A 15,334-nucleotide genomic window follows, 5' to 3' on the forward strand; every position below is an offset into this window, starting at 1 on the left:
AGCTTCCATTATGATAAATAGTAACAATAGAAAGGAAGAGGTAGTGTAGAATGAAATGTCAGATTGGTGTAATTTCAGGGGATGGAATTGGTCCGGAGATTGTAACAGAGGCAAAAAAAGTTTTAGATAAAATTGGGGAAGTATTTGGTCATCAGTTCTGTTATCAGGAGATTCTGATGGGAGGCTGTTCCATTGATGCAACCGGTGTACCATTAACAGATGAGGCAATTGAAGCTGCAAAAGCATCCGATGCCGTTTTGATGGGATCGATTGGAGGAAACACTTCCACATCTCCATGGTACAAACTTGCGCCGGAACTTCGCCCGGAAGCAGGTCTTTTAAAATTAAGAAAGTCCTTAAACCTTTTTGCAAATTTAAGACCGGCATATTTATATGAAGAATTAAAGGAGGCTTGCCCGCTTCGGGAGGACATCATTGGGGACGGATTCGATATGATGATTATGCGAGAGCTGACAGGCGGTCTTTATTTTGGAGAACGTAAGACAGAAGAGGTAAACGGACTTATTCAGGCGACCGATGTTTTGACATACAACGAAGAAGAGATTCGCAGAATTGCAAAACGAGGATTTGACATTGCAAGAAAAAGAAGAAAGAAAGTGACAAGTGTCGATAAGGCAAACGTGCTTGATTCTTCCAGATTATGGAGAAAAATCGTAGAAGAAGTGGCAAAAGACTATGAGGATGTTACCTACGAACATATGTTGGTAGATAACTGTGCGATGCAGTTAGTCAAAGATCCAAAACAGTTCGATGTTATTTTAACTGAGAATATGTTTGGTGATATTTTGTCTGATGAGGCAAGTATGGTGACTGGTTCCATTGGAATGCTTTCTTCTGCGAGCCTGAATGACACCAAATTCGGACTTTACGAGCCAAGCGGCGGTTCAGCACCGGATATTGCAGGAAAAGGAATTGCCAATCCAATTGCAACTATTTTAAGTGCAGCAATGATGCTTCGTTATACGTTTGACTTAGATACAGAGGCAGATGCAGTGGAACGTGCAGTGAAGGAAGTGCTAAAAGCCGGATATCGCACGATTGATATTATGCCGCAGGAAGATGCAAAAAAAGCGCTGGTAAACCAGGTCGGAACCAAGGAGATGGGAGATCTCATCTGTAATTTCCTTGAAAAATAAAAATAAGTTTTGCATTTTAACGTGAAAAAGTATATAGTAGAGATATTATAACTTACATATAGAAAGAGGATTGGATTATGAAGAGTGATAACGTAAAGACAGGAATGCAGCAGGCACCTCATCGAAGCCTGTTCAATGCTTTGGGATTTACTGAGGAAGAGATGAAAAAACCAATGGTCGGAATCGTAAGTTCCTATAACGAGATTGTACCGGGTCATATGAATCTGGATAAAATTGTAAATGCCGTAAAGCTTGGAGTTGCGGAAGCCGGTGGCGTACCGGTTGTATTTCCGGCAATTGCTGTCTGTGACGGTATCGCAATGGGACACATCGGCATGAAGTATTCTCTGGTAACAAGAGATTTGATTGCAGATTCCACAGAATGTATGGCACTCGCACATCAGTTCGATGCACTTGTTATGGTTCCAAACTGTGACAAGAACGTTCCTGGACTTTTGATGGCGGCAGCTCGTATTAATGTACCTACGGTGTTCGTCTCAGGCGGACCAATGCTTGCAGGTCATGTACACGGTAAGAAGAGAAGTCTTTCTTCCATGTTTGAGGCGGTTGGCTCCTATGCAGCCGGAACCATGACAGAGGAAGAGGTAAGAGAATACGAAGAAAAGGTATGTCCTACCTGTGGTTCCTGTTCTGGAATGTATACAGCGAACTCCATGAACTGTTTAACAGAAGCACTTGGTATGGGACTTCGCGGAAACGGTACGATTCCTGCTGTATATTCCGAGCGTATCAAGCTTGCAAAACATGCAGGTATGGCAGTTATGGATATGTATCGCAAGAATATCAGACCAAGAGATATCATGACAAAAGATGCTATTTTAAATGCACTGACCGTAGATATGGCACTTGGATGTTCGACAAACAGTATGCTTCATCTGCCGGCAATCGCACATGAAGTTGGATTTGATTTTGACATTTCATTTGCAAATCCAATCAGTGAGAAGACACCGAACCTTTGCCATCTTGCACCGGCAGGCCCTACTTATATGGAAGATTTGAATGAAGCCGGCGGTGTTTACGCAGTAATGAAAGAGTTAGCAGACATCGGATTGTTACATACAGACTGCATGACCGTTACCGGAAAGACAGTCGGAGAAAACATTGCAAATGCAGTAAACCGCAATCCGGAAGTTATCAGAACGACCGATAACCCATATAGTAAGACAGGAGGCCTTGCTGTATTAAAAGGAAATCTCGCACCGGATGGTGGTGTTGTCAAACGTTCTGCCGTTGTCGATGAGATGATGGTTCATGAGGGACCAGCCAGAGTCTTTGACTGTGAAGAAGATGCGATTGCTGCAATCAAAGGTGGAAAGATTGTTGCCGGTGATGTTGTTGTCATTCGTTATGAAGGACCAAAGGGTGGTCCTGGTATGAGAGAAATGCTAAATCCGACTTCAGCCATCGCAGGAATGGGACTTGGCTCCTCGGTAGCGTTAATCACAGACGGTCGTTTCTCCGGCGCAAGCCGTGGTGCTTCCATCGGACACGTTTCACCGGAGGCAGCAGTTGGTGGTCCGATTGCACTTGTAGAAGAGGGTGACATCATTAAGATTAATATTCCGCAGATGACACTTGACATTGCTGTTTCTGACGAAGAGATGGCAAGAAGAAAAGCAAACTGGCAGCCAAGAAAGCCTAAGGTTACAACGGGATATCTGGCACGTTACGCTTCCATGGTAACATCTGGAAACAGAGGTGCAATTTTACAGATTCCGGGAAAAAAAGAAGAATAGAAAGTGAGGAGTCTGCCATGCAGTTAACGGGTGCGCAGATTGTTATGGAATGTCTGAAAGAACAGGGCGTTGATACTGTTTTCGGATATCCTGGTGGCGCAATCTTAAATGTTTATGATGAATTATATAAAAATAAAGATGCTATCCGTCATGTGTTGACTTCACACGAACAGGGAGCAGCACATGCAGCGGATGGATATGCAAGAAGTACAGGAAAAGTAGGAGTCTGTTTTGCAACCAGTGGTCCTGGAGCAACCAACCTTGTGACGGGAATTGCGACAGCATACATGGATTCGGTTCCAGTTGTGGCAATTACATGTAATGTCACAGTACCTTTGCTTGGAAAAGACAGTTTCCAGGAGATTGATATTGCGGGAATTACAATGCCAATCACAAAACACAATTTCATTGTGAAAGATGTAACAAAGTTGGCAGATACCATCCGCAGAGCCTTTACAATTGCAAAGAAGGGGCGTCCGGGTCCAGTGCTTGTCGATATTCCAAAAGATGTGACAGCATTGAAGACAGAGTATGAGCCGAAGAAACCGGAACCGATTGCAAGAATATCAGAAACAATCACAGACGAAGATTTAGAGGTAGCTCTTGAAATGTTACAAAAGGCAGAGAAACCATACATCTTTGTGGGTGGCGGTGCTGTTATTTCCGGTGCAAGCGAGGAATTAAAAGAATTTGTACATAAAATGGATGCTCCGGTCTGTGATACTCTGATGGGAAAAGGTGCATTTGACGGAACAAACGATTTGTATACAGGCATGCTTGGAATGCATGGAACGAAGACGTCGAACTTGGGCGTGAGCGACTGCGACCTTCTGGTTGCCATCGGAGTGCGGTTCTCGGACCGTGTGCTTGGAAATGCAAGCAAGTTTGCAAAGCAGGCCAAGATTTTACAGTTTGATGTAGATCCGGCTGAGATTAACAAAAATATCAGAGTGGACGCCTGTGTGATTGGGGACGTGAAAGAGATTTTAACCAGAGTGAACGAAAGGTTACCTCAGCAAAATCACAACGCATGGATTTCACATGTATTAGATTACAAAGTAAAATTCCCATTAAAATATGCAGAGCAAGGAATCTCCGGTCCTTATATTATGGAGGAGATTTATCGCAAGACAAACGGGGATGCAGTCATCGTGACAGAAGTCGGGCAGCATCAGATGTGGGCAGCGCAATATTATAAATACAAGAATCCGAGAACATTTTTAACATCCGGAGGTCTTGGTACGATGGGATATGGACTCGGTGCAGCGATTGGTGCGCAGATTGCCAACCCAGACAAACAGGTTATCAATATTGCCGGTGATGGATGTTTTCGAATGAATATGAATGAGCTGGCAACAGCGGTTCGTGAGCAACTGCCACTGATTGAGGTGATTGTCAATAACCACGTATTAGGAATGGTTCGCCAGTGGCAGAATCTTTTCTATGAAAAACGTTATTCCGCTACCGTTTTAGATGACGGAGTTGATTTTGTAAAACTTGCCGAGGCGATGGGCGCAGCCGGATACCGCGCAACATCCAGGGAAGAGTTTGAAACAGTATTCCAAAAAGCATTGGAATCCAAAACACCGGTCTTAATCGATTGTATCATTGATTCAGACGATAAAGTATGGCCAATGGTGGCACCAGGAGAAGCAATCAGTTCTTCATTTACCGATGAGGATATGAAATAAAAGGTTTTAAAAATAGGAGGAAGTTATAAAATGAGCAGAGTTTACAATTTTTCGGCAGGACCAGCAGTTTTGCCAGAAGAGGTCTTAAAAGAGGCTGCAGACGAAATGTTAGACTACAAAGGAAGCGGCATGTCCGTTATGGAGATGAGTCATCGTTCTAAAGTATACGATAACATTATCAAAGAAGCAGAAGCAGATTTAAGAGAATTGATGAACATTCCAGACAATTACAAGGTATTATTCCTGCAGGGAGGAGCTTCCCAGTTTTTCGCTGAGGTTCCAATGAACCTGATGAAAAACCGCAAGGCAGGTTATATCTTAACCGGTCAGTGGGCAAAGAAAGCGTTCCAGGAAGCAAAACTTTTTGGTGAGGCTGTAGAACTTGCATCATCTGCGGATGAGACATTTACCTATATTCCAGATTGCTCTGATTTACCAATTACAGACGATATGGACTATGTTTATATCTGCGAAAACAATACCATTTACGGAACAAAGTACAAAAAGCTTCCAAATACAAAAGGTAAGATTTTAGTATCCGATATTTCCTCCTGCTTTTTATCAGAACCGATTGATGTAACAAAATATGGAGTTGTTTACGGTGGCGTTCAGAAAAACGTAGGACCAGCAGGTGTTGTAATTGCGATTATCCGTGAAGATTTAATTACAGACGAGGTACTTCCGGGAACACCTACCATGTTAAAATGGAAGACACAGGCAGACAACGATTCCTTATACAACACACCTCCATGTTACAATATCTACATTTGCGGTAAAGTCTTTAAATGGTTAAAGAAGATGGGGGGGTTATCCGTCATGAAAGAACGCAATGAAGAGAAAGCGAAGATTTTATATGATTATTTAGATCAGAGCAAGTTATTCAAAGGAACCGTAAGAAAAGAAGACCGTTCTTTGATGAATGTCCCATTTGTAACAGGTGATAAAGACTTAGATGCCAAATTTGTAAAAGAAGCAGAGGCTGCCGGACTTGTGAACTTAAAAGGTCACCGTACCGTTGGTGGAATGAGAGCATCTATCTACAATGCAATGCCAAAAGAAGGTGTTGTGAAGTTAGTAGAATTCATGAAGAAGTTTGAGGAGGAAAATGCGTAATGTATCAGTATCATTGTTTAAATCCGATTGCAGGTGTTGGTTTAAATCTTTTTTCCGAAGATTATAAAAAAGTAGAAGAGTTAAATGACGCAGATGCAGTCTTAGTGCGTAGTGCAGCAATGCATGACATGGACCTCCCGGATAGTCTGCTTGCAGTAGCCCGTGCCGGAGCTGGTGTCAACAACATTCCTTTAGACAAATGTGCAGATCAGGGTATTGTCGTATTTAACACACCAGGTGCGAATGCAAACGGTGTAAAAGAGCTTGTGTTTGCAGGCATGCTTTATGCATCCCGTGATTTGATTGGCGGAATGGAATGGTTAAATGCCAACAAAGGCGAAGAAAACATTGCCAAGATGGCAGAAAAAGAGAAAAAGAATTTTGCCGGTCATGAGATTTCCGGCAAGAAATTAGGTGTCATTGGTCTTGGCGCCATCGGTGTGTTAGTGGCAAATGCTGCAACACATATGGGAATGGATGTCTATGGATATGACCCATATATTTCGGTCAATGCAGCATGGAACTTATCTAGAAGTGTAAAACACATCAGCAATGTAGAGGAAATCTACAAAGAATGTGATTTTATTACCATCCACGTACCACTTTTAGATTCTACTAAGAAAATGATTAGTGCAGAAGCAATTGCAATGATGAAACCAACTACAATTGTACTTAACTTTGCGAGAGACCTTCTGGTAGATGAAGAAGCAATGGTAGACGCACTTGCACAGGGAAAAGTTGCAAAATACGTTTCAGACTTCCCGAACCCAACAACAGTAGGAGCAAAAGGATGTCTTGTAACACCTCATCTTGGAGCCTCCACATCGGAGTCTGAAGATAACTGTGCCATCATGGCAGTTCGTGAGATTCGTGATTACTTAGAGAATGGTAACATTGTTCATTCTGTAAACTTCCCGGATTGTTCCATGGGAGCATGTACGGTTGCAGGCCGTGTCGGTATCTTGCATAAGAACGAAAAAGGTATGATCAGCCAGTATACAACTGTCTTAGGAGATGCTGGAATCAATATCGCAGACATGACCAATAAATCAAAGGGAGATTACGCATATGCATTAATCGATGTAGATGCACCTTTGACAGATGAAGTAATGAAAAAACTGGCAGCAATTCCAGGCGTACTTCGTGCACGGAAAGTAAAATAAAAGTAATTAGAATTAGAGAAAAAGGGAGTAAAATCCCCTGACAGAAAAATCGCCAAGACCGTGAGGTTAATGGGATTAAGTTAAGAATGAGGAAGAGAAGTTAGTATCGTAATTGATAGTAACTTCTCTTTTTTTGATAGATTTTTGCGCCGGAATCCGTAATAATAAGTGTAATTACAAAACATCCCAGATGCATCACGGGAAACCACCGGCATGGACCAACGGTGGAATGTGGTTATCCTCTTGCGAACCCATTTTATTCATAGTATAATTTAGAAAAAAGAGGGGATGGTGTAAAATACGGGGGAACAAAAGTTAAAACCTGATATTATTTTAAAGAATTACTGGCGTAACAATGAGCAGTTCGCTGATTTCTTTAATGCAGTATTATTTGGAGGGGAACAAATTATACATTCGGATGAATTAGAGGATATGGATACGGAAGAATCCTCTGTACTTGAGCACAAACAGTATGCAGAGAGTATTGGTGCATCAGGAGACAATGTCAAGGTAAGAAAAAAGTCGACGGTATATGATGTCGAATTTGTCATGCTAGGACTCGAGGGACAGGAGCGAATCCATTATGCAATGCCGATGAGGGTCATGGGATATGATTATGGTACTTATAAGAAACAGTATGAAGATAATGCTGCCAAATATAAAAATGCAAAAGGTATGACAGAAGATGAATTCTTATCTAAAATGAAGAAAACGGATAAGTTGATACCGGTCATAACCATCGTAGTTTATTATGGTGAAAAACCGTGGGATGGTGCAATTTCGCTTCATGGAATGTTAAATAATCCAATGGAAATGCTACCATTTGTAAATGATTATAAGATGCACTTGGTTGAGGCTAGAAAAAATGATTTGAAGCTTCATAATGTGAATAACAAAGATTTATTTAATCTTCTTGAATCTTCTTGAAATCTTGCTGGATAAAAACAATAAATTAAGCGTGACGCGTGAAAAAGCAATTAATTATGCAAGAGAACATAAGGTAGAAAAGTCGGTTATCATGACAGTTGCAGGAGCGGCAAATTGTAAGATGGACTATAATAGAATGTTGAAGAAGGGAGATGCTGATATGTGCACTGTATTTGAGGAAACAAGAAAAGAAGGAGTGGCTCAGGGAGTAACGCAAGGAAGAGCAGAGGAAATCATTGAAACAGGCTATGAGTTTGGGCTTTCAGAAGATGATATTTTAGCAAGACTTCAGAAAAAATTAAATGTGTCCTTACAGAAAGCACAGGAGTATCTTGCGATGTTTGGAAAAAAGACAGTATAGAAAAATCAGAACAAGAGGAACAGTAATTTATGAATATATTAGCAACAATCGACTCCACAGAAATCGTGGATACCCTGACCAATGCGCAGGAAAATATGCAACAGAATGTAGAAGAGGTGGCAAAAAATCCTGGAATTATCCGGACTTATTTTGAAAATTTGGTTCCAGATTTGATTAGTTTTGGCTTACAGGTTGTCATTGCAATTTTAATCTATGTTGTTGGAGCAAAGATAATCAAGGCAATTTTAAAAATGATGAACCGTTCGATGGAACGCGCAGGTACTGATATCGGTGTCAAACAGTTTTTATCTACGGTGATAAAATATGCACTTTACATCATTTTGATTATGATTATCCTAAATTTGTTCGGTATCGCAACGACGTCCGTAGTTGCATTGATTGGTTCCGCAGGAGTGGCAGTCGGTCTTGCATTGCAGGGAAGCCTTGCAAATATTGCAGGTGGTGTTTTGATTCTGTTTTTAAAACCGTTTCGTGTGGGTGATTATATTATTGAAGATACCAATAAGAATGAAGGAACCGTTGCTGAAATCTCGGTATTTTATACAAAATTATTAACGATTGACAATAAGGTGGTCATGATTCCAAACGGAATTTTAGCGAATGCGAGTCTGACAAATGTATCCCATATGGATAAAAGACGTGTGGATCTTGTTGTCGGCGTTTCTTATGAGGCTGATATCAAGAAGACAAAAGAAGTATTACAAAAAGTAATAGAAGAAGAACCAGCCAGATTAAAAGACGAAGAAATGCAGGTTTTTGTGTCAGAATTGGCAGACAGTTCCGTCAATATGGGTGTCCGCGTCTGGGTGAAGGCAGAGGAATACTGGCCAGCCAAGTGGAGAATCACAGAGAATGTCAAATTAGCATTAGATAAAAATGGAATTTCGATTCCATATCCACAACTTGATGTGCAAATTAGACAATAGAACTACATTTGTCTTGACAAAAAAAGACGAATATGCTAAATTTATACTTGTCAGATAAAACTGATGCATGCAATTTTAACAGAAGAGATTGCAGAATAACAAAGCGACTTAGATAAAAGTTCGCATTTATGTATTAGGAGGATTTAGTGATGCAGCAGGGAACTGTAAAATGGTTTAACGCAAAAAAAGGTTATGGATTTATCTCAGATGAACAGGGAAATGACGTATTTGTTCATTTTTCAGCATTGAATATGGATGGATTCAAAGAATTAAAAGATGGAGAATCTGTTGAATTTGACGTTGTTGACGGAGAGAAAGGACCTCAGGCAGCAAACGTAATTCGCATGAATTAATTCTGATAGAGGAAGTTAGACAGTACGTTGTTGATAGTATGCTGTCATGTTTTTCGAAAATCTTATAAGAATAACCAGGAAGAGGAGTGCTCGAAAAGAGTGCTCCTCTTTTTCTGAAAAAACGATTTCTAGTTTATACTTTTTAATCGTGGGGAAAAATGGTATAATAAGTAACATGAGTTTATTTGGCCTTTGAGAGACCAAGGGAAAGGTATGGTTTAGAAAATGAAACTATCAGATTTAACAGCATATGAAGTGCTTGAGGAAAGACGATTAGAAGATTTAAATGCAATCGGATATATTATAAGACATAAAAAGAGCGGTGCAAGAATTGCCGCAATTTCAAATGATGACGAGAATAAGGTATTTTATATCGGATTTCGTACACCACCGGAAAACTCCACCGGAGTGCCGCACATTATCGAGCATACAGTACTTTGTGGCTCTGACAAATATCCGGTAAAAGATCCCTTCGTGGAATTGGTAAAAGGGTCTCTAAATACGTTTTTAAATGCGATGACTTATCCGGAGAAGACAGTATATCCAATTGCAAGCTGCAATGAGAAGGATTTCCAGAATCTGATGGATGTCTACATGGATGCCGTGTTCCATCCAAATATTTACAAGCATGAAGAGATTTTTAAGCAGGAAGGCTGGCATTATGAGCTAGAGGAAAAAGATGCGCCGGTCACAATCAATGGTGTTGTATACAATGAGATGAAGGGGGCATTTTCCTCCCCGGATGATGTTTTACAAAGAGAGATTTTAAACTCTTTATTTCCAGAGAATGCGTACCATCATGAATCTGGCGGAGACCCGCTTCATATTCCAGAGTTGACTTATGAGGAATACCTTGATTTCCACCGCAAATATTATCATCCATGCAATTCCTATATTTATTTATATGGTGATATGGACCTTGTAGAAAAGTTAAAGTGGATGGACGAAGAATATCTTGGAAAATATGATAAGATTGAACTGGATTCTACCATTGCCCTGCAGAAACCATTTGAAAAACCAATTGAGGTGAACAAGGCATATTCTATTTCATCAACGGAGTCAGAGGAAGATAACACTTATCTTTCCTACAATGTTGCAATTGAAACCGTTTTAGATAAGAAATTATATCAGGCGTTTGATATCTTAGATTATGCGCTTGTCAGTGCACCGGGCGCACCGTTAAAGAAAGCACTTCTAGATGCAGGAATCGGTAAAGATATTTTAGGTTCTTTTGACAATGGAATTTTACAGCCGGTATTTTCAATCGTAGCAAAGAATACGAACAAGTCAGAAAAAGAGCACTTTTTATCGGTGATTCGAGAGACATTAGAGGGTGTTGTCAAAAATGGCTTGAATAAAAAAGCACTTCTCGCTGGAATCAACAGTGCGGAATTCCGTTTCCGTGAAGCGGATTTTGGACAGTTCCCGAAGGGACTTTTATATGGACTTCAGTGCTTAGACAGCTGGATGTTTGATGATATGCAGCCATTTATGCATTTAGAGGCGATTGAGACTTACCAGTTTTTGAAAGAGCAGGTAGAGACCGACTATTTTGAAAAACTGATTGAGCGTTATCTGTTACAGAACACACACGCTTCTGTCGTAGTGATTGAGCCGAAGAAAGGCTTAAATGCAAAGAATGAAGAAGCGTTAGCAGAAAAATTAAAAGCGTACAAGGAGTCCTTAAGTGAGGCGGAGTTAGAACAGCTCATTGCGGATACCAGACACTTAAAACAGTATCAGGAGGAACCATCGCCAAAAGAGGACTTAGAGAAAATTCCAATGTTAAAGCGTTCTGATATGAAAAAAGAGGCAGCACCGCTTTACAATGAAGAACTTACAATGGATAAAACTCCGGTTGTATTTCATGAAATGTTCTCCAATGGAATCGATTATCTGTCCTTCTTGTTTGAGGCAGGAGATGTCAAAGAGGAAGACCTTCCATACCTTGGAATTTTAAGATATGTTTTAGGCTATGTGGATACCAAGAGTTATTCTTATGCAGATTTTGCAAATGAGGTAAACATTCACACCGGTGGCGTTTCTTGTTCCGTTGGAATTTATCCGGATGCCAAAGAGGAAGATATGGTTCAGGTGAAGTTTGCAGTGCAGACAAAGGCTTTGTATGAAAAATTGCCAAATGCCATGCATTTAATCAAGGAGATGGTTGCAACTTCTGATTATTCGGATGAAAAACGTCTCTATGAAGTGATGGCACAGTTGAAATCAAGATTACAGGTAAGCATGAGCAGTTCCGGACATTCCGTTTCTTCCATGCGTGCGATGTCTTATTTTTCCAAGAACGCAGCATACCAGGATTCGACAAGCGGTATTGCGTTCTATGAGAAAGTAAAAGAGATTGAAGAACATTTTGAAGAGAAGAAAGAGGAATTAATTACAAAATTAGTTGCATTGACCAAACAGATTTTCACACCAAACCGTATGTTAGTCAGCGTGACCGCAACCAAAGAGGGAATTGCCGGTTTAGAACAGGAAATCAAAGATTTTAAGAAGGTATTATTTGAGGATAAGGTAATTGGTGAAGCGGCTAAGCTTACATTAGAGAAGAAAAACGAAGGATTTATGGATGCTTCGCAGGTACAGTATGTGGCACGTGCCGGAAACTACCGGAAATTAGGCTATTCCTACACAGGAGCCCTTCGTATTTTAAAAGTCATCATGGGATACGATTATCTTTGGATTAACGTTCGTGTCAAAGGTGGTGCTTACGGATGCATGAACGGATACCTTCGCAATGGAGACACTTATTTTGTATCTTACCGTGATCCAAACCTTGCAAAGACAAATGAGGTTTACAATCAGATACCAGAATATGTAAAGGCATTTGAGGCAGATGAGCGTGATATGACAAAATATGTCATCGGAACGATCAGTGATATGGATACACCGATGAATCCGTACGCAAAGGGAGCACGCTCTATGAGTGCTTATTTACAGCATATCACAATCGACGATTTACAAAGAGAGCGTGACGAGGTAATTCATGCGTCGCAGGAAGATATCCGTAATCTGGAGGGCTTGCTTAGCGCAGTCTTAGAGCAGGATAATCTTTGTGTCATCGGAAATGAAGATGCTATTTTAGAAGAAAAAGATATGTTTTTACAAGTGAAAAATCTAAATGAAACCGGAAAGGATAAAGAATGAACGAAAGCTTTAAATCAGGATTTGTAACCATTATCGGAAGACCAAATGTGGGGAAATCCACATTGATGAACCATTTGATTGGACAAAAAATTGCCATTACATCCAAAAAACCACAGACAACCAGAAATAAAATTCAGACGGTCTATACCGATATGAACCGTGGTCAGATTGTGTTTTTGGATACCCCAGGTATTCACCAGGCAAAAAACAAACTTGGTGAATACATGGTGAATGTTGCAGAGCGTACCTTAAATGAAGTAGACGTCATTTTATGGTTAGTAGAGCCATCTACTTTTATCGGAGCAGGGGAGCAGCACATTGCGGAGCAGTTAAAAAAGACCAATACGCCTGTTATTCTGGTAATCAACAAAGTGGATACCGTGGACAAGGAAAAGATTTTAGAATATATCGATTGTTATCGTAAAATTTACGATTTTGCAGAGATTATTCCAGTGTCTGCACTTCGAAATATCAACTTAAATGATGTCATTGACATGATTTACAAATATCTGCCATACGGACCACAGTTTTATGATGAGGATACGGTGACAGATCAGCCGGAGCGCGCAATCGTGGCAGAAATCATCCGTGAGAAGGCACTTCATGCATTAGACGAGGAGATTCCGCACGGAATTGCAGTTTCCATCGATCAGATGAAGCAAAGAAAAGGGCAGAACTTTTTTGATATTGATGCTACGATTGTTTGTGAGAAAGATTCCCATAAAGGAATCATCATCGGAAAAGGCGGCTCGATGTTAAAAAAAATCGGAAGTAATGCCCGCTATGAGATTGAGCGTATGTTAGACGCGAAAGTGAATTTAAAGTTATGGGTAAAGGTAAAGAAAGACTGGCGTGACAGCGATTTCTTAATGAAGAACTTTGGCTATGACAAAAAGGAAATTTAAATTTGCCTATTTTTTACTGGTATAGAACGTCAATCCATCGGAGATTCTAAAAGTGATAAGGAGGGACTGCGATGGATGAAGCCTGGAGAATGTTTGAGACAACAGGAAAAGTGACAGATTATCTAAATTATTGCAGACAGGAAAAGGGCGAAAACCTGTCTGCTAAGAGAAATACGGATTGTGTGTCTGGCACAGTCAAAGAGAGTAAGGAAAGAGAAGCCGGATGGGACAGACAGTCGTTTTGACCGGAATGGTCTTGAATGTGATGCCAATTGGCGATTATGACAAAAGAATAACAATATTGACCATGGAAAGAGGAAAGATTACAGCTTTTGCGCGTGGCGCCAGAAGACCCAACAGCCAACTGTTAGCTGCAACCAATCCTTTTTCTTTTGGTGAATTTGAACTGTTTGAGGGCAGAAGCTCCTACACGGTCGCAAAAGCAGCCATTAGCAATTATTTCCGGGAACTGACCAATGATTTTGATGTTGCATATTACGGATTCTATTTTCTGGAATTTGCAGACTATTATTGTCAGGAAAATAACGATGAAAAAGAAATGCTAAAGCTTTTGTATCAGTCGCTTCGCGCACTAGAAAGTCCTTCTTTTGACAATCGTTTAGTCCGTCTGATTTTCGAGTTAAAGGCAATGTCAATCAATGGCGAGGGACCAAACGTCTTTTCCTGCCTGGCTTGCCGGAAAAAAGAAAACCTGCACTATTTTTCCATAGAGCGTGGTGGTACGGTGTGCGACGATTGTGCAAGGAAGGAACAGGCAATACATATCGAGGAATCGACCTGCTATACGATGCAATATATTATTTCTGCAAAGATTAGCAAGTTGTACACATTTGCCGTGACAGAGCAGGTTTTAATGCAACTGCAAATGATTATGAAAAAGTATATCAAACGCTATCTTTCTCATACGTTTAAATCCTTAAAAATTATCGAGGAGTCCGAAAGTTTCCTGGAAAAGTAGAGTGCGTTTCCCATAGTTTGAGGTTGAAATCAGAAACGAATAATTGTATAATAGCATGGATTATTATTTTTGAGGAAATGGAAAGGCATGGACATGAGTATGAGAAGAAAAATAGGGATAACACTTTCCATGTTGCTTGGCTTAAGCCTGCTTTGTGGGTGCGGGAACAAGCTTGATGTGGAGGAAAGTACCGTTTATGTACAAAAAAACGGCAGCGTGATTTCGACAGATATAGAAGATTTTAGCGCAGACTATTATGATGAAGATGAATTGAAAGATTATATCGGGGATGAGATTTCATCCTATACATCAGAAAATGGAAAGAAATCGGTCAGTTTAGAAAGCGTTTCTGTAAAAGATTCGGTGGCGAAGCTTACGATGAAATATAAAACAGCAGAGGACTACACCAATTTTAACGGAGTAGAGCTTTATACAGGAACAATTGTAAAGGCAATGGCAGCCGGTTACGACTTTGGAGTGGATTTTGTTTCTGTAAAAGATGGTGCTGTAACAGGTACGGCAACGAAAGATGAGATTGTAGACCACGATGATTATAAGGTAGCAGTCATCAAGGCAAATACGGACGTAAAAGTAGATGGAACAATTGTTTATGTATCCAGCCAGAATGTGAAGGTAACAGGAAAGAATACTGTTTCCATCCGTGAAGGTTATCTTGCAGCGGACACTACAAACGTAGTTGGTTCAACCGAGACTGTGGCTGAAACAGAAGCAGAGGAAGCAAACCAGACAGAAGCTGTTCTTGAAGATGAGTTTGCAAGTGAATCAGATGTTTACACATATGTAATTTTTAAATAA

At 40.4% G+C, this 15,334-nt stretch carries 14 protein-coding genes; all 14 read left to right on the forward strand.

Features of this window, described 5'->3' with window-relative positions; all coding sequences use genetic code 11:
* Positions 1-50 precede the first annotated feature (50 nt).
* The 14 genes from leuB to BIV16_RS04000 all read left to right on the forward strand — a co-directional run bounded on the left by leuB (position 51) and on the right by BIV16_RS04000 (position 15,334).
* Positions 51-1,157, forward strand: a complete 1,107-nt coding sequence (gene leuB, locus BIV16_RS03935) for a 3-isopropylmalate dehydrogenase (RefSeq protein WP_075679248.1) — start codon at positions 51-53, stop codon at positions 1,155-1,157.
* A gap of 77 nt (positions 1,158-1,234) precedes the next feature.
* Complete coding sequence (gene ilvD, locus BIV16_RS03940; protein ID WP_075679247.1) at positions 1,235-2,914, forward strand: dihydroxy-acid dehydratase; 1,680 nt, start codon at positions 1,235-1,237, stop codon at positions 2,912-2,914.
* 17 nt (positions 2,915-2,931) lie between these two features.
* On the forward strand, positions 2,932-4,605 hold the full coding sequence (gene ilvB, locus BIV16_RS03945; protein WP_075679246.1) for a biosynthetic-type acetolactate synthase large subunit: 1,674 nt from the start codon (positions 2,932-2,934) through the stop codon (positions 4,603-4,605).
* 30 nt (positions 4,606-4,635) lie between these two features.
* Positions 4,636-5,718 carry a 3-phosphoserine/phosphohydroxythreonine transaminase gene (gene serC / locus BIV16_RS03950; protein ID WP_075679245.1) on the forward strand — a complete coding sequence of 361 codons (1,083 nt, stop codon included), beginning with the start codon at positions 4,636-4,638 and terminating at the stop codon, positions 5,716-5,718.
* A complete protein-coding gene (locus BIV16_RS03955; RefSeq protein ID WP_075679244.1) occupies positions 5,718-6,881 on the forward strand; it encodes a phosphoglycerate dehydrogenase in 1,164 nt (387 codons plus the stop codon). The genes serC and BIV16_RS03955 overlap by 1 nt, the downstream gene beginning before the upstream one ends.
* 432 nt (positions 6,882-7,313) lie before the next feature.
* On the forward strand, positions 7,314-7,808 hold the full coding sequence (locus BIV16_RS03960) for a hypothetical protein (protein ID WP_330546420.1): 495 nt from the start codon (positions 7,314-7,316) through the stop codon (positions 7,806-7,808).
* Positions 7,795-8,169: a hypothetical protein gene (locus BIV16_RS03965; protein ID WP_242940310.1), complete on the forward strand. Its 375-nt coding sequence runs from the start codon at positions 7,795-7,797 to the stop codon at positions 8,167-8,169. The genes BIV16_RS03960 and BIV16_RS03965 overlap by 14 nt, the downstream gene beginning before the upstream one ends.
* A 29-nt stretch (positions 8,170-8,198) precedes the next feature.
* Positions 8,199-9,116 (forward strand): mechanosensitive ion channel family protein, encoded by a 918-nt coding sequence (locus BIV16_RS03970; RefSeq protein ID WP_075679243.1) that lies wholly within the window; start codon positions 8,199-8,201, stop codon positions 9,114-9,116.
* 149 nt (positions 9,117-9,265) lie between these two features.
* Complete coding sequence (locus BIV16_RS03975; RefSeq protein WP_075679242.1) at positions 9,266-9,469, forward strand: cold-shock protein; 204 nt, start codon at positions 9,266-9,268, stop codon at positions 9,467-9,469.
* A 225-nt stretch (positions 9,470-9,694) separates the two neighbouring features.
* A complete protein-coding gene (locus tag BIV16_RS03980; protein ID WP_075679241.1) occupies positions 9,695-12,634 on the forward strand; it encodes an insulinase family protein in 2,940 nt (979 codons plus the stop codon).
* The gene (gene era / locus BIV16_RS03985) at positions 12,631-13,539 is read left to right on the forward strand and encodes a GTPase Era (RefSeq protein WP_075679240.1); all 909 of its coding nucleotides are present in this window, start codon (positions 12,631-12,633) and stop codon (positions 13,537-13,539) included. The genes BIV16_RS03980 and era overlap by 4 nt, the downstream gene beginning before the upstream one ends.
* Positions 13,540-13,610: 71 nt before the next feature.
* Positions 13,611-13,784 carry a hypothetical protein gene (locus BIV16_RS03990; protein ID WP_159435913.1) on the forward strand — a complete coding sequence of 58 codons (174 nt, stop codon included), beginning with the start codon at positions 13,611-13,613 and terminating at the stop codon, positions 13,782-13,784.
* A complete protein-coding gene (gene recO / locus BIV16_RS03995) occupies positions 13,763-14,518 on the forward strand; it encodes a DNA repair protein RecO (RefSeq protein ID WP_075679239.1) in 756 nt (251 codons plus the stop codon). Before BIV16_RS03990 ends, recO begins: the two co-directional genes overlap by 22 nt.
* A 93-nt stretch (positions 14,519-14,611) precedes the next feature.
* Positions 14,612-15,334 carry a hypothetical protein gene (locus tag BIV16_RS04000; protein ID WP_242940309.1) on the forward strand — a complete coding sequence of 241 codons (723 nt, stop codon included), beginning with the start codon at positions 14,612-14,614 and terminating at the stop codon, positions 15,332-15,334.

Origin of the sequence: Roseburia sp. 831b (assembly GCF_001940165.2) — a bacterium.
In the GTDB taxonomy this organism is placed as follows: Bacteria; Bacillota; Clostridia; order Lachnospirales; family Lachnospiraceae; genus Roseburia.

Coding starts and splice junctions, on each gene's coding strand:
- BIV16_RS03990 (WP_159435913.1), top strand. CDS start 13,611: ATGGATGAAGCCTGGAGAATGTTTGAGACAACAGGAAAAGTGACAGAT.
- BIV16_RS04000 (WP_242940309.1), top strand. CDS start 14,612: ATGAGTATGAGAAGAAAAATAGGGATAACACTTTCCATGTTGCTTGGC.
- BIV16_RS03975 (WP_075679242.1), top strand. CDS start 9,266: ATGCAGCAGGGAACTGTAAAATGGTTTAACGCAAAAAAAGGTTATGGA.
- BIV16_RS03960 (WP_330546420.1), top strand. CDS start 7,314: ATGGATACGGAAGAATCCTCTGTACTTGAGCACAAACAGTATGCAGAG.
- era (WP_075679240.1), top strand. CDS start 12,631: ATGAACGAAAGCTTTAAATCAGGATTTGTAACCATTATCGGAAGACCA.
- recO (WP_075679239.1), top strand. CDS start 13,763: ATGGGACAGACAGTCGTTTTGACCGGAATGGTCTTGAATGTGATGCCA.
- leuB (WP_075679248.1), top strand. CDS start 51: ATGAAATGTCAGATTGGTGTAATTTCAGGGGATGGAATTGGTCCGGAG.
- BIV16_RS03970 (WP_075679243.1), top strand. CDS start 8,199: ATGAATATATTAGCAACAATCGACTCCACAGAAATCGTGGATACCCTG.
- ilvB (WP_075679246.1), top strand. CDS start 2,932: ATGCAGTTAACGGGTGCGCAGATTGTTATGGAATGTCTGAAAGAACAG.
- ilvD (WP_075679247.1), top strand. CDS start 1,235: ATGAAGAGTGATAACGTAAAGACAGGAATGCAGCAGGCACCTCATCGA.
- BIV16_RS03980 (WP_075679241.1), top strand. CDS start 9,695: ATGAAACTATCAGATTTAACAGCATATGAAGTGCTTGAGGAAAGACGA.
- serC (WP_075679245.1), top strand. CDS start 4,636: ATGAGCAGAGTTTACAATTTTTCGGCAGGACCAGCAGTTTTGCCAGAA.
- BIV16_RS03955 (WP_075679244.1), top strand. CDS start 5,718: ATGTATCAGTATCATTGTTTAAATCCGATTGCAGGTGTTGGTTTAAAT.